The following is a 22,615-nucleotide window of genomic DNA, read 5'->3' as shown; positions in this document are numbered from 1 at the left end:
GGTTCTCTCTATCACTTGGCTAAACCTTTATTCAGCCGTCGATCACATGCAGATAACACTTGGCAATCCGAGAAGAAAGCCCATCAGCATTATTTCGAAACAGCGACTCATCAAGAAAACTTTAAAAATTTTGTGGCCAGCGTTGGCAGCGAACTAAATAGCGACCATTGGCGGATCAAGCCACTCCAGTCGAATCTAAAAAAAGAAATAGAGCTTTATTTTCAAGGCCTAAATTAACTATAAATCAGCTGGCACTTCGTTAAACTGCCAGTTTGCGGCCATATCGTCTCCAATGGATACCTGCCAAGCGATGACCCACACACTGCTGATTTTGCTCTCTTCCAAAAAGTTAAAATATATTAAACGTGTGCTAAGACGAAGAGAGCTGCTATTCGATTCTCAAAGAAAGCCAAAAGATCAACTAACAAAAAAGACCAATGATCTCGTGTCGGTCTTTTTTTACTAAGGCAACTAAGACGTCGTCTCAATTAAATTTATTTTTAATGTCGTTGACCTTGTCGCCTAATTCATCTTTCACATCAGAAAAGGTATCCTTGGCTTTCCCTGCAGCTTGTTGAAGTTTGCCTTTATCTTCTTGAAGCATGTTGCTGCTGGCTTTTCCCATTAGGACATTTGCCGCGCCCAGGACTCTATCCTTGATAGAGTCCTTTTTTTTTTTGCATTTTGTCTCCAGATTGGTCAATTTTCTTGACAACAAAGACTGTTCCTGCAACAAGAACACCTGTTGTAATCAGGCTACATGCAATCGTGACTTTTAAAAACTTTTTGAACATATTGTCCATAAAAGCTGGTCCTTTATGTTTTGATCTCATAATAGTTCTCCAATCGGTGAATTTGATGAGTTACGTAATATATGAAGATGTTCCTTTTTTTCTCAAGTGAATCGTTCTCGTTATCAATACTGCAGAGTTGAAGCCACCGCATTGGTCACTTGCGAGCAGCTCACCTCTATTATACAGGTTAATGTAAACGCTTTTATAGTCGTGATATAATAACGATCTCGATGAGACTAGTGAGTCGAGCCACTACTAACTATCACACCACAAGTTTGGTAATTAGCGTCATCCCAGAAATTCGCTGCAATTTTATACCAGTCAATGGATGAGTCTCGAGGTACCTTGCGAGGAACGAAGAACCAATCAATATGAATAACAAAGATCCTTTCAATTTTCTCATTTGTTTTCCCAATGAATAAACTGGTTCACCCTCACGTGCTTAATGGTAAGCATTCAGCAGATATTCTAGAAATAAAAAACACCCCCGAATTTAATCGAGCGCGATTTTATGACTGTTTGCAAATCTAAAAATAAGTTGGCAGCTGATCCTTTGCTGGATGAAAATCTTCAGGATAACACATCAACGTTGTATCCGAATAAAACTGATTTTCCTGACTGACAGCCTGAAAGCCCAATCGTCTATAGAAAGATGGATCGATGTCACTGAACAAAAAGAAATTAAATGCCGGATGGGCGGCCATAAATTGCCTGAGCATGGTCGTCGCATAGCCCTGATGCCGATAAGCTGGATCAGTAGAGACCGACCCAATTCCTAACACGTGATCAGACAGTTCATAAATAATTAACGAACTCAGCAGCTGGCCTTGTTCTTCAAGAACCCACCAAGTACCCTGCTGATATTTAGTCGAAGAACGGCATTCCTGTAAATAAGCTACGACTGACTGATGCTCACTCCATGCGTCGTAACCCATCATGTAAATTTGAGTGAGTTCGACCGATGATGCTTTTCTTAGTTTGACCAATATAAAAATTACCTCGTGATTGTTTATTGTTGAAAAAAATACCAGATATACAAATTCGTTTTACTTGATTAATCATCACGATCGCCCCTTCTCATCAATACTTTTTATTATCACGCAAAATCACTAACAAAAATCCACTAAAGAGTAAAATGAGGCGGTAAGGCAGAAATCACAAAGTGTACAGGAGGTATGATTATGTATCTGGCTCTAAAGGAAATTCGTCACGAAAAACTGCGCTACACGCTGATCACGGCCATGATCGTCCTAATTAGCTACCTGATTTTTATTCTGTCGGGACTGGCAAACGGCTTAGCGAGCGAGAACACGCAGGCAATCGAATCCTGGCACACAAAAAGTGTCCTCTTGAATCGCGACGCTAATGTGAATTTGTCGCAATCCACGATCACAAAGAAACAGCTCGCTGCAACCAACCTGACGAAAAGCCAAGCAATTGTCGGACAAGCAGCAGTCGTTGTTAAAAGCAGTAATCGCGAAAAAGAATCGGCACAGTTTATCGGACTCGACAAAAGCCAATATATTGCAAAAAACCTCGTGGCCAGCAACGGCCGCCGTTTCCACAATCAGCACGAAGTCCTTGTCGATCAGCAATTTAAATCCGAGGGCTACAAGATCGGAGACAAAATCAAATTCAATTCCGCGTCCAGCCAGTATACAATCGTCGGTTTTACGAAAAATGCCAAGCTTAATATCGCGCCGATTGTCTATGGACAAATGGCAATTTGGAAAAAGCTGCGTCCTTTCCCTGGCAGCCAAGTAGCTGGAAGTGCGATTATTTCCAAAACAGCTGACTTTGCGCCGGCAGTTAAAGGTTTAAAACAATACAGCACCCCTTATTTCATCTCTAAGTTACCTGGCTATTCCGCGCAGAACACGACTTTTGCCTTTATGATCGGATTTTTGATGGTCATCTCATTGGTCGTGATTGCCGTCTTCCTATATGTTCTCACGATTCAAGCTCTGCCAACATATGCCGTCCTTAGAGCACAAGGCATCCCCGGGGCTAAACTTGTCAGCACGATTATCAACCAATCGCTGATCTTAATGGTCGCGGGTATCATTGGTGGCGCCTTATTGACAGCCATTACAGCCAGCCTGATTCCTTTCGGTGTCCCGCTCTCCTTTAATCCCGTCATGTTGTCGCTGATTACCCTGGGCTTGGTGGTCATGGGAATTATCGGTGCAGCGCTGCCAGCAAGAAAAATTGCGAAAATCGATCCAGTCAGCGTTATTGGAGGTTAATATGTCAGCAATTGAATTAAAAAACGTTAATCATTATTTCGGTTCCGGCAGCAGTCTTGTTCACGTCTTACAAGATATAAATTTTTCTGCCAACAAAGGACAATTGGTGTTGATTATCGGTCCTTCAGGTTCCGGCAAGAGTACCTTTTTAACCATCGCCGGTGGTCTGCGGACAGCTTCTTCGGGCGATGTCTCAATCGAAGGCCAATCGATTAATCAGCTGAGCCGCAAGCAAAGCGATCAATTAAGACTGGCTCATATTGGTTTTGTCTTGCAATCCTATGCCCTAGTCCCCTATTTAAAAGTTAGCGAGCAATTAGCTTTTGTCGATCGGATCAAGCCGGAAGGTAATCTGAATGCAGAAGAGCTAAAGGAACTGTTTGCCCAATTAGGTATTGAAGATTTGGTCAACAAATATCCCGGTCAGCTATCCGGCGGGCAAAGGCAGCGCGTGGCGATCGCCAGAGCCGTTTACACAAATCCGGAAGTCATCCTGGCCGACGAGCCCAGTGCCGCTTTGGATTCAGACCGTGTCGTTAAAATCGGGCAACTCTTTAAGGAACTGGCCGAACAGCGCGACAAAGCCATCGTGGTCGTCACGCATGATACGCGTTTGATGCCTTTCGCTGATAAAATCTATGAGATTATGGACGGAAAGATGAGCTTGCATGACAAATAAAACAATTGCGGAACGCATCGCCGATATGAATCAAAGGCCAGATCAATACACTGAATTTGTTGCTGATAATGCACCCGAGATTCAGCTTGATTTAGCTGATTCGGATGTGACTGTTGTCGATCAAGACGGCTGCCTGCTCGTCTTGGATCAATATGCAGTCGGCAAACAATGGTTCGTCGAAGTCTGGGGACCATATTTTAAGAGACCAGTTTTCCCGAGAATGGCACTGGCGGAAAATCTGAAAAAATCTGTCTCGCACTTTCCTGCACAAATCAATTTCTTTTATAGATTGGCAAACACGGCGCTTACTGATTGGCTGGAAAACCATCAGGCTACATTTACTCGACAGACTATTTGGCAAGTTTGCCCCGTGGCCATGAGGCCATCCGGTCTGCGTTTTGAGGCTTATGAAAGTCCGCTTCCAAAGAAAAAGGCAGAAGAAGTGCTCAGCCTGCATCATCAAATGTTTCATGACGATGCCGTTGCCAATATCTCATCTGAACATCCCCTCTTTTTGGCCTACCAAGAGACGCAATTGTGCGGATACGCGCTCGTCGAGATTGAAGAGACATTGGCACGCCTGCTTTTTGTAGCTGTGGCGCCGGCATTCAGACAGCAATCTATTGCGACAAATTTAATCGCTTTTCTTTGGCAATATTTGTATATATCCGATAGCGGCAAACCCATGACCCTGGTTCAATCCGAAAAAGCTGAAGCAGCTGGTTTTTTATATGAGCATCTTGGTTTCAAAAAACTGCGCGTTCTGCAATCGGCCGTGATGACAATGGCCTCAGCGAACTCAATTGTATCTACATAGTGTATACTTTAGTTAATAGATATGCAGGGGGGCTAAGAAGATGAAAACACTTAAAGAACAAAGCAAAATTTCCCAGTGGGGCCACTCTAAAGCGGCTAGAATTCCTAGTCAAGTAATCGCACAACTGGGTCTGAAAGATAATCAAGCTTTGACCGTAACGATTGAAAACAATGCCATCGTGCTGACTCCAACAGATGAAAAAGCTAGTGATATTCATGAATTGTTTGCTAATTGGCAAGACGACCATCAACGCGATCAGGAACTGGATTGGGGAGAATCTCAAGGTAATGAATTGCCATGGTGACTCAAGGTGATATTTTCTTCGTGAACTTCAATCCCAGCCGCGGGCACGAACAAATGAATCGGCGCCCTGCCATTGCTTTGAGTAATGACCTTGTCTGCCAGACAAGCAATATGACAATCGTGGCGCCAATCAGTTCTACTCAGCGAGATTTTCCAATGTATTATCACCTAACCAGCAGTTCAGCTGTCCATGGCAAAATTTTATTGGATCAGACGATTGCCTTAGACCTGCAGGCTCGTCACGTCACCGATAACGATGTGGCAGATCACGTTTCCCGTGAGGAATTAGCGGATATCATTTACCGTTACAAATTGTTGTTCAGCATCGACCACTAATAAAGTGAGCGCGGTGCTTTTTTAGTTGTGCCCTTTCCCCACAAGACGGTATACAAGACGGTATATATAAGGAAGCAGGATCCAAAACAGCAGCACGCCCAGTACTGAAAAACTGGCAATTTCCGGTATCAGCAGCGTCAAAAAACAGGCTGCGACTCCGAAAATAACGAGCCAGAATCTGACATGATTCGTCTGCCGGCACTGCTGCTGTTCGGACTGTTTCACACGGTTGACGGCCGTCTTGCCCAGTATATAAAGTCCCAAGACCGATAAGACGTAGATGAAGACATAGCTGAAATTCGGCGCGGCCATGGTCGGGAAATTGCTGTGCCAAGCGGTGACAAAAGGCAGCAGGCTGATCGGAAAAAGCATCAAGACATTGACCCAAAGCAAGGTCTTATCGACAATCTGAATCGGCGCGATAATCGTGTGGTGGCTGACCCAAAAGCTGGCGATAAATAGAAAACTGAAAAAATAGGAGCTGATTGTGTCGAGAAATTGCGTTTGAAACAACTCCTGCCACTGACCAGAAGCAGGCACGCGCAATTCCAAGACCATAATCGTGATAATAATGGCAAAAACGCCGTCGCTGAAAGCTTCCAACCTACTTTTTAACATGACTGCTGTTTCCCCTTTGCTTCATTATAGGTAATCGGCGGCAGAATTAGATGCAGCGCTGATTTTTGATATGGGTCGCACTATACTGGTGGCATCAGGGAGGAAATGCAATGACTGACAAAGTGACAAAAGAAAAACGCCGGCGGCGGCTGCATCTAGCCTTTGATATTCTTGACATTTTTATAACCCTCTTCCTGGTCTTTACGGTGAATTTACTGATTTTTTCACAGCAGCCGGATGTCCTGAGCACGTTGGGCAAATACATGACTGGGATCATTGCATCGGCCTTTCTGATTTTTTTCGGTGCCATCAACACTTATCGCGCATTTAAAAAAGACGGATTTATCCATAAGAAAAACAAGTCATGAGACTTGTTTTTTTGTGAGTTCGACTCTCACCGACGGCATCGAACCTTTTTTTCACAAACAAATCTGATTTTTTCTCATTTTTTGCCTCAGGTCAATATGCTAATATGTCTTGAAACTTAAGGGGAGTTAAGTGACCAATTTTAAAAAATTTATGTTGGCGCTGATTATCGGTGTGATTGCCTTAATCAGCCAATTTGTCTTTGCAGCCGGGACTGTCGCCTTCTGGCTGATCTTGCTGGCCGGTGGCCTGACCACGATTTCCATGCTGATCGGCATGATTAAAAGCATCCGCAGCGGCAAATATGGTGTCGATATTTTGGCCATTACAGCCATCGTAGCGACCTTGGCCGTCGGTGAATATTGGGCCAGCCTGATCGTCTTGATTATGCTGACCGGCGGTGACAGTTTGGAAGATTATGCCAGCCGCCAGGCATCTCGTGAATTACGGTCTTTGCTGGACAACTCGCCGCATACGGCACATAAAATAAGCGATCAGCAAACAATCGATCTGCAAGTCGAAGCTGTTCAAATCGGCGACATCGTTCTTGTCAAACCTGGTGAGACAGTGCCAGTTGATGGCATGGTGATTTCCGGCGAATCGACTGTTGACGAATCATCTTTAACTGGCGAATCTCGAGCCGTTGCAAAAGATGCTGATGATATGCTGATGTCCGGATCCGTTAATGGTGATGGCGCTTTGCAGTTTCGCGTCACGAAAATTGCTGCAGACAGCCAATATCAAAGGCTGGTCCGCTTAGTCAAGGAATCTGAAGCCAAGCCGGCACATTTTGTTAGGCTTGCTGACCATTATGCGGTACCCTTCACCCTGATTGCTTACTTGATTGGCGGCATTGCCTGGTTTCTCGCTAAGGACCCGGTCCGATTTGCTGAAGTGCTGGTCGTGGCTTCACCCTGCCCTTTGATTTTAGCCGCCCCAGTCGCATTAGTCGCTGGTATGAGCCGTTCCAGCCGTAAAGGCATCGTTGTTAAAAACGGGACGACAATTGAAAAATTAGCGAAAGCCAAAAGTGCCGCCTTTGATAAGACAGGTACGATTACGGCCGGCAGTTTGCTCGTTGACCAAATCAAGTCTTCGGATTCGACACTTTCACCAGACCGCCTGCTGATTCTAGCAGCCAGTGCCGAGCAGGATTCGTCGCATATCCTGGCCCGTTCATTATTGACCGATGCTAAAAATAAAAAAATCCACTTGCTGCCTGTCACAAACTTAGCTGAAGTCACAGGACAAGGGATTAAAGCTGAAGTTGCCGGCCAGCAAATCGCTGTCGGTAAAGCCGCGTTTGCCCAAAATCCAGCCACAGATCTACCGGATCAGACGGCCGTCTATGTCTCAATTGATTGTAAATACGCCGGATCAATCACTTTTAAAGATACGGTCAGGCCCGAAGCAAAAGCGACACTGGCTCGACTAAAAGAATTAGGATTGTCCAAACTAATCATGCTGACTGGTGATCAGCAGCCTGTCGCCGATAAGATTGCAGCCGGACTGGCACTTGATGAAGTCCATGCCCAATGTCTGCCCGAAGACAAGATCAGCCTGATCAATAACATGCCCAAACAATACAAACCGATTATCATGGTCGGTGATGGCGTCAATGATGCCCCTGCTTTGGCCGCTGCGGATGTCGGTATCGCCATGGGTGCCCACGGATCCACTGCTGCCAGCGAAAGTGCTGATGCCGTTATCTTAAAAGATGATTTGTCGCGTGTCGCTGAAGCCGTCGATATCTCACAAGACACGATGAGAATCGCCCGTCAATCTGTGCTGATCGGTATCGGCATCTGTGTTTTCTTGATGCTTGTCGCCAGCACCGGCGTCATCCCCGCCTTATTTGGAGCCGCTTTGCAAGAAGTGGTTGATTCCGTTTCCATCCTGTCATCCTTGCGGGCCAGAAGAGATCATTAAAAAAACTCCTTAATCAAATAAGGAGTTTTTTTATAAAAAGCATAAAGAAGTTACCTTTGATTCTTTTTGTTTATCCAATCAGTTGACAAGTCCATGGCCGCACGAGCAGCCCAAGTCTGATCCAAAGTATTCAGCATCACGAAATCATGAATCATACCTTGAAAACGAACTTGCGTTACTTCAACACCAGCATCACGCAGCCTGCGCGCATAAGCTTCGCCTTCATCACGCAAGACATCTGCTTCGTCAGTCAGAATCATGGCTGCCGGTAAATCTGCCAAATCTTCTAAACTGGCACGCAGAGGCGAAGCTGTAATTTCGGCACGAGCTTTTTCGTCAGTCGTATATTGATTCCGGAACCAGAGCATCCCCTCTTTGGTCAGATAGTAGTTATCACCAAATTCGTCATAAGAGACTGTGTCCATCGCAGCATCGGTCACAGGATAATAAAGCAGCTGCTGATTAATTTTCTGGCCACCACGCTGTTTGGCCAAAATTGTCATGACTGTCGACATATTGCCACCGACTGAATCGCCAGCTACAGTCAGACGGCTCAAGTCCAAATTCTCTTGGTCCTGCCAATCAGATAATTTCTGCAGCGTTGCGAAATTCTGTTCGATTGCAGTTGGATATTGTGCTTCCGGAGAACCAGAATATTCTGGAAAAACGACAACTTACTTCCTTTAGATGATCACTTGTGTTTCATTCTTCATGCCACTTCCAGAGCTATCCAGCGTTTGTACCACCCGAGTTTGGCAGAGATGGACCTAACCTATCCGCAATATCTGGCACTCGTGATTTTATACGAACATGATGATTTAACGGTTAAACGGCTTGGTCAATATTTGGAACTAGATAGCGGCACAATTACCCCTTTACTGAAGCGTATGGAAAAAGCCGAATTACTAACGCGGACGCGCGAACAAGACGATGAACGGATTGTCTATGCGAGTCTGACTGAAGCCGGCAGAAAAAAGCGCGAAGAGCACAGGATTCACCAAAAGTATTATTAGACCGCAGCCAGTTATCGTCACAAGAATGGCAAGAATTGATGCGTTTTGCTAATAAATTACTCGGAAATGTCGATCAAGATGCCACCATAATCACACAATAAAACAGCTTCGGCTGTTTTTTAGTCTGGCCACAATTAGTGTTAACATAATACATATTCTGGGCATCTCATTTAAGGATTAACGGATGAAAAATAAAAATCATTTCAGCAAAAAAACGATTGGTGGTTTGATCGCCTTAGGCATCGTCTACGGCGACATTGGTACCTCGCCTCTGTATGTAATGAATGCAATTGTGTCAGATGCAGGTGGCTTGAAAAACGCCGACAGTACCTACATCATCGGTTGTTTATCACTCATTTTCTGGACACTAATGCTGATCACGACAGTCAAATATGTGCTGCTGGCCATGCAAGCGGATAACCACCATGAAGGCGGCATCTTTTCCTTGTACGCGCTTGTCAGAAATAGAGCAAAATGGCTGATCCTGCCGGCCTTAATTGGTGGAGCTGCCCTATTAGCCGATGGCACTTTGACGCCAGCCGTCACGGTCACTTCTGCAATTGAAGGATTAAAAGGCGAGCAGATTGGTATCGTTCGTTTCGGCCAATCTCAGTGGCCGGTCATTTTGACCGTGACAATCATTTTATTGTTTGTTTTTCTCTTCCAACGTTTAGGTGCTTCGTCAATCGGCAAACTTTTTGGCCCTCTGATGCTGATTTGGTTCTCTTTTATTGGCATTTTCGGGCTGATCAATCTGTTCGGCCACTGGGAAATACTCAAAGCTCTCTCACCAATTTATGGTATCCAAGTCTTATTCAGCCCTGATAATAAAATGGGATTTTTCATTCTCGGTAGCATCTTTTTAGCGACCACTGGTGCCGAGGCCTTGTATTCTGATATGGGCCACGTCGGAAAAGCCAACATTTATCGTACTTGGCCTCTGGTCTATCTTAGCCTCATGCTCAGTTACTTTGGCCAAGGTGCTTGGGTTATTTCTCAGAATAAAAACAGTATCGGCGAAGCTAATCCTTTTTATAGTATGCTGCCGGCTGATTGGCATGCCGCAGCAATCATTATTGCGACAATTGCTGCGATTATTGCCTCACAAGCACTGATCACGGGTTCCTTTACGCTAGTCAGCGAAGCCATCGGCCTCAAACTGTTGCCGAGACTTAAAATCACCTATCCTGGCAAAATCAAAAGCCAATCCTATATTGCCAGCGTAAACTGGCTGCTGTGCCTCACGACACTGATAATCGTCTGGCTTTTTCAGACCTCGGATCATATGGAAGCCGCTTACGGTTTGGCCATCACCGTGACGATGCTGATGACAACGCTGCTGCTTCACCAGTTTCTCATGATGAATAAACATCGCCTGTTAGCCAGTGTCTTCGTGATCTTTTTTGGATTCTTGGAGGGCGTCTTCTTGATTTCAAGTCTGATCAAATTTGTCCACGGCGGCTATCTGACTCTGCTAATCACACTTGTCATTCTCATGGTCATGATCTTCTGGCATTTTGGCAACGAAATCAGACGTTCTTATACCGCTGACAGCCAATACCTGTCTTTAAAAGAAGCAACGCCCAAGCTCCAGCAGCTTAGTGATGACAATTCGCTGCCTCTGTACGCAACAAATCTGATTTACATGAACCGGGTCAAAGACAATTACCAGATTAAACGGCATGTTTTGTACTCGATCTTTGATGAACGGCCTAAAAGGGCTAAAGTCTATTGGTTCTTCACAGTCAATCAGACTGACTATCCTTACGGTGCCAGCTATACAGTCGACATGCTGGGTACAAGAAACATTGTTGACGTTCAGCTGTATTTGGGTTTTAAAAAATCTCAGCACATCACACGTTACCTAAGACGGATTGTCAACGACTTGATCGAGGCCGATGTGATTGACCGCCAGGTTCCCCGTTATTCGACGATTCCTGACCGGCAAGTCGGTGATTTCAGATTCGTGTTATTAAATCAGCGTGTACAGGACTTAAATTTTTTGCCGAATATCAAACGTCTCGATAAGTTTTTAATTTCCGGCCGGCTTTTCTTGCAACGGATCACAGCCTCTCAGCCAGCTTGGTATGGACTAGAATTTAGTGAATTCGTTGAAGAAACCGTCCCGCTGTTTATTAGTGAAAGCAGTCGAATTGATCTGATTCGAACAGAAACTAAAAATCAGGACCAAGGCTCTTAAACCGGAGCCTTTTTGTGTCTTTTTAAAGACAGCAGGACAATGGCGATAAGAATATGCAGCAGAAAAATCGTGACAAAGAGACTCGGATAGCTAAAACTCGTTACCAAAAAGCCGCCGATTGCAGGGCCGATCGCTCGTCCTAATGATCCGGCCAGACTGCCGAAAGATTGAATACGACCGCGATTTTCGTCAGTCGCAAAGCGGTTCAGCATGGACGGAATCGCCGGAAAAGCTAAGATTTCGCCAAAAGTCAAAATGACAATTCCCAGGACAAATTGCCAATAATTGCCGGCATCAATGATGACTAAGTACGAGATGGAAAACATGACAATCCCGGAAATAATCCGCCATTTATCTGCGCGGAAAGTATCTCTGAAAACGATTTTCGTTATCGGCTGAATAATCAGCAGCACGACCGCGTTAATCGTGAAGAGCACACTATATGCCTGCACTGAAATGCCTTGTGAAATCATAAAAGTGGAAATGTTCGTGTCCCACTGTTCATAGCCCATCCAAGCAATCACAAAGCTCCAGCAGACTAAAACAACCGGCCAAAGGTGCGGAAAAGAATGAGTTTTTTGGGCTTTGGAATTATTTAGTTTCGTGTTCTTCTCTACTGGATGAATGCTCAACCTGACGAGAATTAAGGTGAAAATGAAAAGAACTGTCGAAAATCCAAAGACCAGGCGGACATTGATGCCAAATAAAATACCAGAAAGAAAACTCGCCAGACCTGATCCCAGACTAGCCAGCCAATAATTGTTGTTAAAAATCTGCGGATCGTCTTTTTTCAAAAAAGCCAGATAGCCATTGACATTGGCGTTTAAAATGCCTAGGCCAAAACCATAAGTGGCAACCAATAAGGAATATGTCAGCCAGATCGGAAACATCGTGATCAAGGCCAGTGACACAATCGTGATCGCCCCGCCCAGATACATCGATTGTTTGGGCTGCCAGCGATCAAAGAGAAAACCGCCGAGCAAATTGCCGGCCATCTGAGCCAGCGAGAATGCCATCAATACAAATCCGGCTATCAGCAGACTTTTGCCAAGTGTCCGATGGACGAACAAAGTCGTGATCGGCATAATCAGCACAATGCCCATATTTATGAATAAACTTGCTAACAATACCAGCTTATTTTTGAACATGCTCCCCCGCTTGATGACCATTTATCCCAGAAATGTTGTCACACAAATAAGCTCAGTGTAGCTTTTTGAATAAAAAAAGACAATCGTATAATTGCCTTAATTAATCTCTTCAGAAACTTACTTTTGTGTTTCCAAAGCAGCTTCTTTAGCCATGACTCTTTCACTGATTTTCATGAAAGGAATGTAGAAAAGAACACCTAGGATAATGATCAGCAATTGCACCAGGACTGCTCGCCAATCACCAGCAGTGGCCAAATAAGCACTCAGCAATGGTGGTGTTGTCCAAGGAATTAAGACAACTACTCGACTCATCCAACCGATTGTTGTAAAGAAATAAGCAATCAAAATGCCAATAACAGGTTGGAGAACAAAAGGAATCATCATCGGAATATTGAAGACAATGGGATAACCGAAAATGACGGGTTCATTGATGTTGAAAATACCAGGTGCAGATGCCAAACTTGCAACGTTTTTGCTGACACGGTTGCGAGAAAAGATAAAGATCGCAATCAACAAACATAGAGTCGATCCTGTTCCGCCAATCATGCCAAATGTATCACGGAAAGTGTTTGTCAAAATGTAAGGAATCTGTTAATGAGCAGCATAAGCGGCCATGTTTTTATTCATGTTGATCAACAGAACCGGATCCAGCAAGGTACCATTGATAACTGTTTGATGAATTCCCAAAGTGAACAGGAAATTGCCGCAGCTATAAATGAATAGCATCCCCGGTAAGCTAGTATTAAAGCTCCGGAGAGGTTCCTGAATAATATTCGTAATCAGTGCAATGAGATTCGTCTTCCCAAGAACCAGTAACAAGGCTGAAAGCAAAGCCATGAGGCTGAGAGTCAGAATGACTGGAATCATGTCGCTAAAAGAAGCTGATACCGATGGCGGCACATTACCGCCAATATTAATCTTCAGATGCTTAATCTTTGACAATCGAATAAAAATTTCAGTCGCGACCAAACCAATAATAATGCCGGCGAACATGCCAGTCGTGCCTAGATTTGAAAAACTCAGCACACCAGTCAAATCAACGGCCTTTTTTGCACCATTCGGTAGGACTGAAAGAGTAAATGGCATGACGATAATGAGGCTCGAGAGCGCTATGACTGCAGCCAGCAATCCGTTTGTGAAGCCTTTATTTCGTGCCAGAGTAAAACCAATCACAGGTGCCAGTACGAGTCCAGCAATATTAAGTGTCCCGTTAGTAACCATGTTTCCCCAAAACTGCAAATTGGCCAATGCCTGTCCTTTTGCAACAAAAGGAAAAATAACATTATTAATCAATACTGCTAATCCAGCTAAAATGAACAAAGGCATAATTGTCGCGAAAGCGTCACGCAAGGAACGCAGGTGAACCTCGTTACCGATTTTAGCCGAAACTTCAGAAAACTTATCCAAAAATCGTTTTCCTTGATCTTTGTTCTCAGATTCGTTCATTGAAATTACCTCCTTTTTAGAGATCTTCGCCATTGGAACGCGTTACTCGTTGAAACCAGGCATAGCTCTTCTTTGGTACCCGCTTCAAATCACAGAGATCATGATTACTGCGATTCACGTACACTAGGCCATATCTTTTTTCGACATCCCCTTTTGAACTCGGAATATCAATCAGGCCCCAACCAAGATAGCCGATCACATCAGCACCATCTTTAACAGCACGTTTCAATGCCTGAATGTGCAAACGATGATAGTTGATGCGATAATCATCGTCAATTTGATGCTCGCCATCCCACACCTCACGCATACCAATGCCATTTTCTATTGGAAAGATGGGTAGATTGGTACGATTATAAAGGTCCATCAAAATACCGTAAAAACCTTCCGGATCGATCTGCCATCCCCACTCATTTGTGCGAAGAGCCGGATTTAGTTCGGCACCAAAATCACCATAAAAATTCGGTACGGTTGCGATCGGAATTTTTGCCGCAGAAATGGTCGTGCTTGTGTAATAACTGAAGCTGATAAAATCGCTGCGTGTCTGAGCAATTTCAGCAAGTTCGCTCGGTTCCAAAATGTCATCGAGGTGTTTTTGAACCATAAAGGACGTGACTTCAGGTAAATATTGGCCTTTAACAAACACATTAAGCAGATTAAAATCACCAAAAGTCATAAATTTACGTGCAGCTTCCACATCCGCTGGCAAAGATGATGCCGGATACACTTCTTGAAAAGCCAGCATGCCGCCAATTTTTAGATCCGGTTTTTGCAAGTGAATGTAATTCGCCAAACGAGCATGAGCCAGCATAGTATTATGCTGAATCTGATACAGCTCCCTTAACGTTTCTTCGCCATGAAGATAGCCGCTGCTAGTAAACGCGAATTTTAAGCTGAAACAATTTTGTTCATTGAAACTAAGCCAATATTTCACGCGATCACCAAAATGATCAACTATCTTTTTTGCAAAACGTGTATAGGCTTCAACGACTTTTTTACTAACAAAACCGTTGTACTTCTCAGCAAGAGCTAAGGGCATGTCAAAATGATAAAGACACACCATTGGTTGAACGCCTTTAGCTAAAAGCTCGTCAATCAGCCGATCATAAAAATCGATGCCAGCTTGGTTGAAATCTCCTTCGCCATCGGGCTGAACACGGCTCCAAGAGATTTGAAAACGATAAAAATTCATCCCCAAATCCTGCATCAGAGAAATATCTTCTGAATAACGATAGTACTCGTCAATCGCGACCTTCCAATCAGATTGGTTAGGACCGGCCTTTTTAATGTCATAAACGGATCTGCCCTTGCCATCTTCGTTCCAGGCGCCTTCCGTCTGCATACTAGAGGTGGAATTGCCCCAGAAAAAGCCTTGCTTGAGTTCCTCCATATTGCCTCCTTCTTTGTAATCATTCATGCATTCTTTGGAAGCGCTTACAATGATTACAAATTAATTATATGACCATGTGGAAAATATGTAAACTCTTTTATTTATGTTGTAAATACATTTATTTTTGAAATTAGATAAATTCTTTGGATTTTGATCAATTATTTGTCATAATGGAGCAGAATTAATCGTAGAAGGGTTAAGTGCATGGCAAAATACATTGAAATCGCAAATCAATTAAGATCGGATATTAGTCAACACAAATTCAGCCAAGATCAACCTTTCCCCGATCAATTAGACTTGGCCAACCGATTTTCAACAAGCAGAATGACAGTACAAAAATCATTAAATATATTGCGCGCCGAAGGTTTGATATATAGTCGCCAAGGATCGGGTACTTTTGTTTCAAAAAATGCTGATCTCATTGTTCAATCTGACTTCGGCGTTGATCAGTATGTTGGTACAAGTACACTTTTAGGAGACCAGCATCAAATTGAAAGTCAAGTAATTAAATTCGAAATTCGTTATCCTAATGATTCCGAACAGATTGCACTGCGTCTTAATGACAAAGAATTAATCTATGATATTATTCGTCAACGAGTTGTTGATAAAGAACCCTATGCTTTGGAATACAGTAAAATGCCTGTCAAGGTAATTCCGGGACTTGATGATAAAGTGCTGCACGCATCTATTTATGGCTATATCCAGAATGATCTCAAGTTAAAAATCGGCTCGGCCTTCAGGAAGATCAGTGCAGATAAAGCAAACTCAAATGATGAAAAATACCTGAAATGCGGTCCCATGGATCCTGTTTTAGAGGTAACACAGACCGTTTTTCTCAACACAGGCATCCCCTTTGAGTTTTCGAGTACGCGGCACCGATATGACCAAGGCAGCGTGACTGTTTTTGTCAAATCAAAACTAGAGTAAAATCGCTCAATTTCAGATCATATTTAATCTCCATTTTACTTTAGGCACATACAATATCTGCATCAGCGATCAACTGACGAGAGGAGAATCACATGAAATTAATCAACACGATGCGTTTATTAAACAAGTTTCATCACGAAAAGAACTCAGCTTTTGACCAGTCTGCTTTGCAAGTTGCCGATCGAAAGATTGTCAGCGAGATTGAATTGCTGATTGAGATTATCAAAAATACAATCTATGTTATTCCCATCAGCATCATCTACAGCTACCAGCCAGTGCGCGTGCGTGTGAGACACGATAATAAGCGTTTGAACTAATCAAAAAGCATCGTCAAATTGACGATGCTTTTTATTATTGTGCAACTCTGTAATGGAGCATGACGACCCCGCTGCGAAAACGGCGCAGATCCAGCAGCTGGAGTTGGATCTGATGATTTTCTGGCAGAGCGCGTTTGCCGCCGCCTAAAATAATTGGATTAACCAGAAAATAACAGTCGTCGACGAGGCCAGCTTGCAGAGCTTGACCGGCTAAATCTGGGCCGCCGATTGTCAAATCATCGACCGAAGATGCTTTTAATTGGCGGATTTGATCAGCGTCAAAGGCGTGAACGATTTCAGTATTGCCAGTTGACGCCTTTTCAAGCGTCCGAGAAAAGACAGTCTTATGGGCATTGCGCCAGATGCGCGAAAATTCCTGACTCGCCTTGGGATCGTGAAAGGGCTGACCACTGGGATTTTCCCAGTAAACCATCGCATCATACATGCGGCGTCCGAAGAGATAAGTGCCAATCGAGCGTTGAAAGTCAGTCCAGAAGGAAAACAATTCATCATCTGAAACTGACCAATCCGGGCTTCCTTGGCGGTCTTCAATGTAGCCGTCTAAAGATTCATTAATTGCATAGATCAGTTTTGCCATATCATAACGTCCTTAATTCATCATTTTTGACGCAATCTAAATATCCCGACTGTCTCTGCCCTTATATGTCTATTTTACAAAAATCCCCATTAGCATGTTGGTGCTAGTGGGGATTTTTTATTGCTGCATAATCTGATCTAAGATCAATTCAACATTTTTCTGTAAGGCACTGTCATTTAGTTTCCGCGGACGCGGCAAATCGGTCAAATCAATCGGCTGGCTGACTTGGTGGTCATGCACAATAACAACGCGATCGGCCAGACGGACAGCTTCTTCGACATCATGCGTGACTAAAATTGCGGTAAAGCCATACTTTTTCCAGATACTTTCAATCAGTTTCTGCATATTCAGTCTGGTTAGCGCGTCCAAAGCACCAAGTGGTTCATCCAATAGCAGCAGTTCTGGTTGAGAGATTAAAGCTCTGGCTAAAGCAACACGCTGCCGTTCACCACCAGATAGGCTGACTGGAAAAACATCAGCCTTATCTTTTAATCCTACGGCATCCAACAAATCCAGAGCACGTTCTTTGGTACTATTTTGTGAACCCAGCAGAATATTATTCAGGACGTTTTTCCAAGGCAGCAGACGGCCGTTTTGAAACATAATCCGAGTCGTCTTGGACACGGTTTCCAACACGTTGCCATGCTCTGTGACTTGACCGCTTGTTGCCGATTCCAAACCGGAAATCATGCGCAGCAAAGTTGTTTTCCCACCGCCGGACTCACCGACAATCGCTGTAAATGATCCAGTCGGAAAAGCCAGATTGACCTTCTCGACAACCGTCTTGCTGCTGTAAGTCTTAGTCAGGTCTTTGATTTCGATTAAATTCGTCATCAGGCAGCCACTCTCCTTTCACGCCATGAGAGCAGTTCGTCTTCGAGGAATTTAGCGATCGAATCAGACAGCTTGCCGAGCAGTGCATAAATGATTACGACAAGAATAATCGTCCGAGTATTAGCAAACTGCTGAGCGTCCATGGCCATATAGCCAAGTCCGGAACGCGCATTAATCTGTTCGGACACGATCAAAGTCGTCCACATAACGCCTAAAGCAAAACGCAGGCCGACGAGTATGTTTGGCAAAGCAGCCGGAACGATAATATCTTTGAACATCTGCCATTTGGAAAACTGGTAAACGCGGCCCATCTCGATTAATTCCGGATCGACATCTTTGATGCCGGAATAAGTGTTGATATAAATGGGAAACATGACACCCAACGATACCAACAGGATTTTGGCCGGTTCGCCGATGCCGAACCACAAAATGAAAAGTGGTACTAAAGCTAGATGCGGAATGTTTCGAATCATCTGAATCGAAGAATCAAACACTGAGCGGGAAACTTTTGACAAACCGTTTGCCAGGCCGAAGATAAATCCAATCGATCCGCCTAATAGTAGGCCGGCAGTCGCACGATACAGCGACACGGCGATATTACGCGGCAGACGGCCATTATTCCACAAAGTGATTGCCTGCTGAATCACCTGCAGCGGACTGGGAAGAACATTATCTCGCAAAATACCGACCATGGACGAAATTTGCCAAAGGACAATAATCAAGACCGGTAAGCTGTAGGGAATTATTTTTAAGAAAGTTTTTTTCATTAGTCGCTCCCCAGATCGATAAAGGCATTTTTCACCCGAATGCGGCGATCGATCATCTTATTTTGATATAGCAAATCAGCAATATCCTGCTGTTCATTAACAATAGCCGGATCTGTCAAATTAGACATGCCATAAGTCCGACGGCCGACCTGCAGACGAGCAACACGCTGGCTTAAGCCAAGATCCTTTGTAAACTGCCGAATCAGCAGTGCGTGATTATTGTTTGCCCAAGTCATCGTAGTCTGAGCATCGCGATTCAATAAACGCAGCAGATCTTTATGCTTGTTTGCCCAAGAACGGGTCGAGGTAAAGAAATTATGGTCGCCTGAGAGGCCCTTAGCATTAGCTAGAACTTGGGCATCATCTTCAACCTGAGCGGCGGCAGAAAAGGGATCCCAAGTGACCCAAGCATCGACCCGCCCGGTCTTGAAAGCAGTACCAGCTGCAGATTGATTCAGGTTCACGGCATTGACATCACTCAGTGTTAAATCAGCACTCTGCAGTGCTTTTAACAATAAATAAGTCGAAGCTGTACCAAAGCCGTAGGCAATCCGTTTACCGCGCAAATCACTGAGATTGCTGATGGTCGAATCTTTCGGGACCAGAATCATCGAGGCACGATATTTGGAAACGGTCGCCGCTACATAGACGATGTCCGAACCACCTGCCTGCGAGACGACTGGTGGTGTATTTCCGGTGCGGGCAAAACGAATGTGGTGGCTAGTTAAAGCTGACAGCATCGTTGGCCCATCCTGAAAATTCGTCCAGCGGATACGATAACCTAATTTCTTTGCATCGCTTGCAAACTGGCCATTAATCCTGACCAGATCTGCTTCATCCCCACGCTGGTAACCAAAATTGATCACCTTCAGTTTCCGATCACCAGCACTACCGCTTTGCTGATTGCCGCCCCGCAGATTCTCAGACTGAATGATGAAAAAACCTTCTACAGCGACAACAAGCCATAAGATTGCCAGCAAGCCGTAAACTATTTTTTTAACACGATGCCTTTTCATTAGTATTTTTCCAATCCAGTTTCTTGGCTCAATTTCTTTTTCAGAGCCGTGCGTTGAATTTTGCCCGTCGCGCCATGCGGCAGTTCAGTCATAAAGAAAACATATTTCGGAATTTTGAACTTTTCTTCGTTTTCAGCAACGATTTTGCGAATTTGATCCGCATAATTGGCCAACTGGTCGCGATCTTCAGTCGGCGTCTTCAAAACGATCACGGCAGCAACTGTTTCGCCATAAATGTCGTCCGGATAGCCGACAACAGCCGAACTTCCGATAAAATCAAGGCGGTCAATCACGTTTTCCACTTCATAAGGACTGATCTTATCACCGGATTTATTGATCATTTCTTTGCTTCGGCCCACAAGATATAAGAAACCGTCAGCATCAAAATGGCCCATATCGCCCGTCTTAAACCAGCCCTTTAAAAAGGAATCTTTGTCCCGGCCGTGCAGGTAAGCGGAAATTGTCCCCGGCCCCTGAATCCAGATATAACCGTCCTTACCGGTCGAGTAATCTTTTGTCAATTCAGCATTGGCAATCCGTACTTTAATGTTAAAAGGCTTGCCGGATGATCCTTCCGGACTCCTCAGTGGCGGCAGCGGATCAATGGAAATCTGGCTCGGCGCTTCCGTCATACCATAGGAATTTAAAATCGAGACGCCAAAACGCCGTTCGAATTTTTCCATGGCTGCAATCGGTAATGGTGCCGAAGCAGAACGGATGAAACGCATCTTCGTTAAATGCACCGGATCAATCGCTGTATTCAGAAGGATTGAAATAATCGCCGGCGCAGCAGTCACCCAAGTCGCGACTTGTTCTTCAGCAATCGGCCAGAAACGATGAGCCGAAAAGTGTTTTTGAACAATTAGCGAGCCGCCAGAAATCAGGGTCGAAATCAAGCCGATATGCTGCGCATTAATATGATGAAATGGCAGCGTGATATAAATCCGGTCTTGAGCCGTCAGCAAATGGCTTTGAATAATGTTTTCACCGGCTATGGCCATCTGTTCCTGACTCAACAAGACACCCTTAGGCTCGCTGGTCGTACCAGACGTGTACATGAGAATGCCTGAATGAGACGGAATCATATCGAATTTATCGATGGGATCGATGTGCTGCCACAAAGTCAATTTAATTTCTGTGTCGTCCGGGCCGAACTTTGTCAGCAGCCTCTCGGAAATGCCTTGAGCCGTTTCAGCAAAATAACCTGCATAATCAGGCGTCAGCACTGCTGCTTTATAATTGCGTTTTCTAAATTGCTCGATCGCGCGATTTTTAGGCATGGTTGGATTCATCGAATAAATATCCAAGCCAAGCTTCATCGCCGCGAGATAAACAATCACATAGGCCGCAGAATTCGGCAAAGCTAATAAGAGCAGATCGCCAGTCTCCAGACCGGCATCCTGCATCGTAGCCAGTGCCTGTTCAACGGATTTCAGCAACTGGGCATCAGTCAGCCAAATTTTCATATCGGCATCGTAGATTTTTTTCTTTTCTGGATTTTCTTCAATCCATTTAAATGTTGTTTCAACTAATTGTGACTGGTACTTTTCCATTTATTCCTCTGATTTAATGGTCTCCCGATAACATAATGAGCTACCGGCGTGTTATAGATCGTCCAGCACAGAAGACCGCTAAAAGCAATGACCGCTAGTGTTGCCACTGGCCAAATCAGCCAAAGCCAAGCTGAATTGGTCGTGACCTGTTCCAGTATCAAATCCAGAATCGTCAAGGCGACGGTCTGGCTCAGATACAAACCAAAAGCTATTTTCTGTGCCTTGGAAATAAAGGCAACAAACTTGGGATGCTTGTTGCTGATGACCAATTGATCGTACAAATGACCGACATAAAAGATGTTGGCAATAATGATAAAAGCGTACACGACAATCAAGGGCTGGTGTACTTCATAAGCCTTGCTGTAGCTGAGATGCAGCAGATTCACGTTGTAAAAATAATAAGCAAAGATGACCGGAATGCCGATCAGGGCTGCAATAAAAATCTTTTTAATGTTTGCCACAATCCACTTTTCGACGGCTTCATAGTGAATACCCGCCAAAGCACCAGCAATAAAATAGCCTTCATACGTGAGGACGAACATGCCATAACTTTGCAGCAGATACGGCCAGTTGCTCGTCGATAAATGAGGCATGACAAATTTTGTAAAAACGGTAATCAGAATTTCAATGGCAAAGGCATAAAAAAAGACTTGCAGATGCTTACCCTCAGTCTTTTTCAAGAGCAGCCTTAACAAGGGGTAAAGCAGATACAACTGCAGCATAATCAGCAAAAAGTACATATAATAACCGCTACCATGAATGAGAAGATGCCAATATTGCAGCCACCAATTTGAAGTCAGGATTTTTTCAGGATAGTGGGCAAGAAAATGGTAAAAAATGTTCCAAAAAAAATAAGGAATCAGCACCCAAAAATAGCGTCGTTTCCAAAAATTTAAAAGCTGCATCGGGCGGCGATAGGAATTAAGAAATAAAACCAATCCTGAGACGAACATAAAACCCATGCGAGTAAAATGCATGGGCATGTGCAAAGCGCTGAGAAACAGAAACGGCGCAGAGCCGCTGGAGAATTTAAAAGTGAATTGTGTCGAAGTATGGATGGTCAGGACACCGACGATAAACAACAGCCGCATTAGATCCACGCCATATATGTATTTACGTTTGCTACGATTGTCAGGCATTAATATTATCTTACTTAACGTTTGTGTACACGTTGGTAACATTTTTGTTTCATTCTGATTACTTTGCGCTTAGATTTCTCAGTGTTTTCTCAGAAATGCGAACGAAAAAGCAAGGGACACTCATCAGTGAGAGGATATCCGACCATTATTGACAGAGAGAGCTTCTTTTTCGTAATTTTGAT

Annotated in this window: 23 protein-coding genes and 3 pseudogenes; 12 read left to right on the top strand and 14 right to left on the bottom strand. The window is 44.1% G+C overall.

Going from position 1 to position 22,615, the window contains the following annotated elements; all coding sequences use genetic code 11:
- Positions 1–237 (top strand): annotated as a pseudogene (locus ABF487_RS09055) (glycosyltransferase family 2 protein); the annotation flags it as partial.
- Between the two features lie 247 nt (positions 238–484).
- On the opposite strand, the gene ABF487_RS09050 reads toward ABF487_RS09055, so the two are convergent.
- The 3 genes from ABF487_RS09050 to ABF487_RS09040 all read right to left on the bottom strand — a co-directional run bounded on the left by ABF487_RS09050 (position 485) and on the right by ABF487_RS09040 (position 1,780).
- Positions 485–625 carry a hypothetical protein gene (locus ABF487_RS09050; RefSeq protein WP_415635082.1) on the bottom strand — a complete coding sequence of 47 codons (141 nt, stop codon included), beginning with the start codon at positions 623–625 and terminating at the stop codon, positions 485–487.
- Positions 626–650: 25 nt separating this feature from the next.
- Positions 651–833, bottom strand: a complete 183-nt coding sequence (locus tag ABF487_RS09045; protein WP_415635085.1) for a hypothetical protein — start codon at positions 831–833, stop codon at positions 651–653.
- 488 nt (positions 834–1,321) lie between these two features.
- Positions 1,322–1,780, bottom strand: coding sequence for a GNAT family N-acetyltransferase (locus ABF487_RS09040; protein WP_415635081.1), 459 nt, complete (start codon positions 1,778–1,780; stop codon positions 1,322–1,324).
- Between the two features lie 195 nt (positions 1,781–1,975).
- Between ABF487_RS09040 and ABF487_RS09035 the strand changes: the two genes are divergently transcribed.
- Genes ABF487_RS09035 through ABF487_RS09015 form a run of 5 tightly spaced genes read left to right on the top strand, consistent with a single transcriptional unit; the run spans position 1,976 to position 5,175 of the window.
- Positions 1,976–3,040: an FtsX-like permease family protein gene (locus ABF487_RS09035; protein ID WP_415635084.1), complete on the top strand. Its 1,065-nt coding sequence runs from the start codon at positions 1,976–1,978 to the stop codon at positions 3,038–3,040.
- 1 nt (position 3,041) lies between these two features.
- Positions 3,042–3,719 carry an ABC transporter ATP-binding protein gene (locus ABF487_RS09030; protein WP_415635080.1) on the top strand — a complete coding sequence of 226 codons (678 nt, stop codon included), beginning with the start codon at positions 3,042–3,044 and terminating at the stop codon, positions 3,717–3,719.
- Complete coding sequence (locus tag ABF487_RS09025) at positions 3,709–4,536, top strand: GNAT family N-acetyltransferase (RefSeq protein WP_415635079.1); 828 nt, start codon at positions 3,709–3,711, stop codon at positions 4,534–4,536. The genes ABF487_RS09030 and ABF487_RS09025 overlap by 11 nt, the downstream gene beginning before the upstream one ends.
- A gap of 40 nt (positions 4,537–4,576) precedes the next feature.
- On the top strand, positions 4,577–4,840 hold the full coding sequence (locus ABF487_RS09020) for an AbrB/MazE/SpoVT family DNA-binding domain-containing protein (RefSeq protein ID WP_415635078.1): 264 nt from the start codon (positions 4,577–4,579) through the stop codon (positions 4,838–4,840).
- Positions 4,834–5,175 (top strand): type II toxin-antitoxin system PemK/MazF family toxin, encoded by a 342-nt coding sequence (locus ABF487_RS09015; RefSeq protein WP_263779081.1) that lies wholly within the window; start codon positions 4,834–4,836, stop codon positions 5,173–5,175. Before ABF487_RS09020 ends, ABF487_RS09015 begins: the two co-directional genes overlap by 7 nt.
- Positions 5,176–5,196: 21 nt before the next feature.
- Here the strand turns inward: ABF487_RS09015 and ABF487_RS09010 are convergent, their stop codons facing one another.
- A complete protein-coding gene (locus tag ABF487_RS09010; protein ID WP_415635077.1) occupies positions 5,197–5,793 on the bottom strand; it encodes a TMEM175 family protein in 597 nt (198 codons plus the stop codon).
- Between the two features lie 110 nt (positions 5,794–5,903).
- On the opposite strand from ABF487_RS09010, the gene ABF487_RS09005 reads away from it, so the two are divergent.
- Both ABF487_RS09005 and ABF487_RS09000 read left to right on the top strand, forming a co-directional pair.
- Complete coding sequence (locus ABF487_RS09005) at positions 5,904–6,161, top strand: hypothetical protein (protein WP_263779083.1); 258 nt, start codon at positions 5,904–5,906, stop codon at positions 6,159–6,161.
- Positions 6,162–6,291: 130 nt separating this feature from the next.
- Positions 6,292–8,088 (top strand): heavy metal translocating P-type ATPase, encoded by a 1,797-nt coding sequence (locus ABF487_RS09000; RefSeq protein ID WP_415635076.1) that lies wholly within the window; start codon positions 6,292–6,294, stop codon positions 8,086–8,088.
- A gap of 50 nt (positions 8,089–8,138) precedes the next feature.
- Here ABF487_RS09000 and ABF487_RS08995 read toward each other — a convergent pair.
- Positions 8,139–8,762 (bottom strand): annotated as a pseudogene (locus tag ABF487_RS08995) (alpha/beta hydrolase); the annotation flags it as partial.
- 87 nt (positions 8,763–8,849) lie between these two features.
- Here ABF487_RS08995 and ABF487_RS08990 point away from each other — a divergent pair.
- Positions 8,850–9,101: a MarR family winged helix-turn-helix transcriptional regulator gene (locus tag ABF487_RS08990; RefSeq protein WP_007746193.1), complete on the top strand. Its 252-nt coding sequence runs from the start codon at positions 8,850–8,852 to the stop codon at positions 9,099–9,101.
- Between the two features lie 184 nt (positions 9,102–9,285).
- On the top strand, positions 9,286–11,301 hold the full coding sequence (locus ABF487_RS08985; RefSeq protein WP_415635075.1) for a KUP/HAK/KT family potassium transporter: 2,016 nt from the start codon (positions 9,286–9,288) through the stop codon (positions 11,299–11,301).
- Here the strand turns inward: ABF487_RS08985 and ABF487_RS08980 are convergent.
- From ABF487_RS08980 to ABF487_RS08970, 3 genes and pseudogenes are all read right to left on the bottom strand, one after another.
- Positions 11,298–12,449: an MFS transporter gene (locus ABF487_RS08980; RefSeq protein WP_415635074.1), complete on the bottom strand. Its 1,152-nt coding sequence runs from the start codon at positions 12,447–12,449 to the stop codon at positions 11,298–11,300. The genes ABF487_RS08985 and ABF487_RS08980 overlap by 4 nt on opposite strands.
- Before the next feature lie 117 nt (positions 12,450–12,566).
- A pseudogene (locus tag ABF487_RS08975) lies at positions 12,567–13,895 on the bottom strand (PTS sugar transporter subunit IIC).
- Positions 13,896–13,911: 16 nt separating this feature from the next.
- On the bottom strand, positions 13,912–15,282 hold the full coding sequence (locus ABF487_RS08970; RefSeq protein WP_415635073.1) for a glycoside hydrolase family 1 protein: 1,371 nt from the start codon (positions 15,280–15,282) through the stop codon (positions 13,912–13,914).
- Between the two features lie 204 nt (positions 15,283–15,486).
- Here ABF487_RS08970 and ABF487_RS08965 point away from each other — a divergent pair, with 204 nt between their 5' ends.
- Both ABF487_RS08965 and ABF487_RS08960 read left to right on the top strand, forming a co-directional pair.
- Positions 15,487–16,209: a GntR family transcriptional regulator gene (locus ABF487_RS08965; protein ID WP_263779090.1), complete on the top strand. Its 723-nt coding sequence runs from the start codon at positions 15,487–15,489 to the stop codon at positions 16,207–16,209.
- Positions 16,210–16,301: 92 nt separating this feature from the next.
- Positions 16,302–16,526 (top strand): hypothetical protein, encoded by a 225-nt coding sequence (locus ABF487_RS08960; RefSeq protein WP_415635072.1) that lies wholly within the window; start codon positions 16,302–16,304, stop codon positions 16,524–16,526.
- A 34-nt stretch (positions 16,527–16,560) separates the two neighbouring features.
- On the opposite strand, the gene ABF487_RS08955 is transcribed toward ABF487_RS08960, so the two are convergent.
- The 6 genes from ABF487_RS08955 to ABF487_RS08930 form a co-directional block, all read right to left on the bottom strand.
- On the bottom strand, positions 16,561–17,124 hold the full coding sequence (locus ABF487_RS08955) for a dihydrofolate reductase family protein (RefSeq protein ID WP_415635071.1): 564 nt from the start codon (positions 17,122–17,124) through the stop codon (positions 16,561–16,563).
- 117 nt (positions 17,125–17,241) lie between these two features.
- Positions 17,242–17,958, bottom strand: a complete 717-nt coding sequence (locus tag ABF487_RS08950; RefSeq protein WP_263779094.1) for an ATP-binding cassette domain-containing protein — start codon at positions 17,956–17,958, stop codon at positions 17,242–17,244.
- The gene (locus ABF487_RS08945) at positions 17,958–18,725 is read right to left on the bottom strand and encodes an ABC transporter permease subunit (protein WP_415635070.1); all 768 of its coding nucleotides are present in this window, start codon (positions 18,723–18,725) and stop codon (positions 17,958–17,960) included. Before ABF487_RS08945 ends, ABF487_RS08950 begins: the two co-directional genes overlap by 1 nt.
- On the bottom strand, positions 18,725–19,741 hold the full coding sequence (locus ABF487_RS08940; protein WP_415635069.1) for an aliphatic sulfonate ABC transporter substrate-binding protein: 1,017 nt from the start codon (positions 19,739–19,741) through the stop codon (positions 18,725–18,727). The genes ABF487_RS08945 and ABF487_RS08940 overlap by 1 nt, the downstream gene beginning before the upstream one ends.
- Positions 19,741–21,294 (bottom strand): AMP-binding protein, encoded by a 1,554-nt coding sequence (locus ABF487_RS08935; RefSeq protein WP_415635068.1) that lies wholly within the window; start codon positions 21,292–21,294, stop codon positions 19,741–19,743. Before ABF487_RS08935 ends, ABF487_RS08940 begins: the two co-directional genes overlap by 1 nt.
- Positions 21,270–22,433: an acyltransferase family protein gene (locus tag ABF487_RS08930; RefSeq protein WP_415633300.1), complete on the bottom strand. Its 1,164-nt coding sequence runs from the start codon at positions 22,431–22,433 to the stop codon at positions 21,270–21,272. Before ABF487_RS08930 ends, ABF487_RS08935 begins: the two co-directional genes overlap by 25 nt.
- Positions 22,434–22,615 lie beyond the last annotated feature (182 nt).

This window comes from Oenococcus sp. (assembly GCF_047725585.1).
GTDB lineage: Bacteria > Bacillota > Bacilli > Lactobacillales > Lactobacillaceae > Oenococcus > Oenococcus kitaharae_A.
This window is presented reverse-complemented; position numbering and strand designations above follow the sequence as displayed.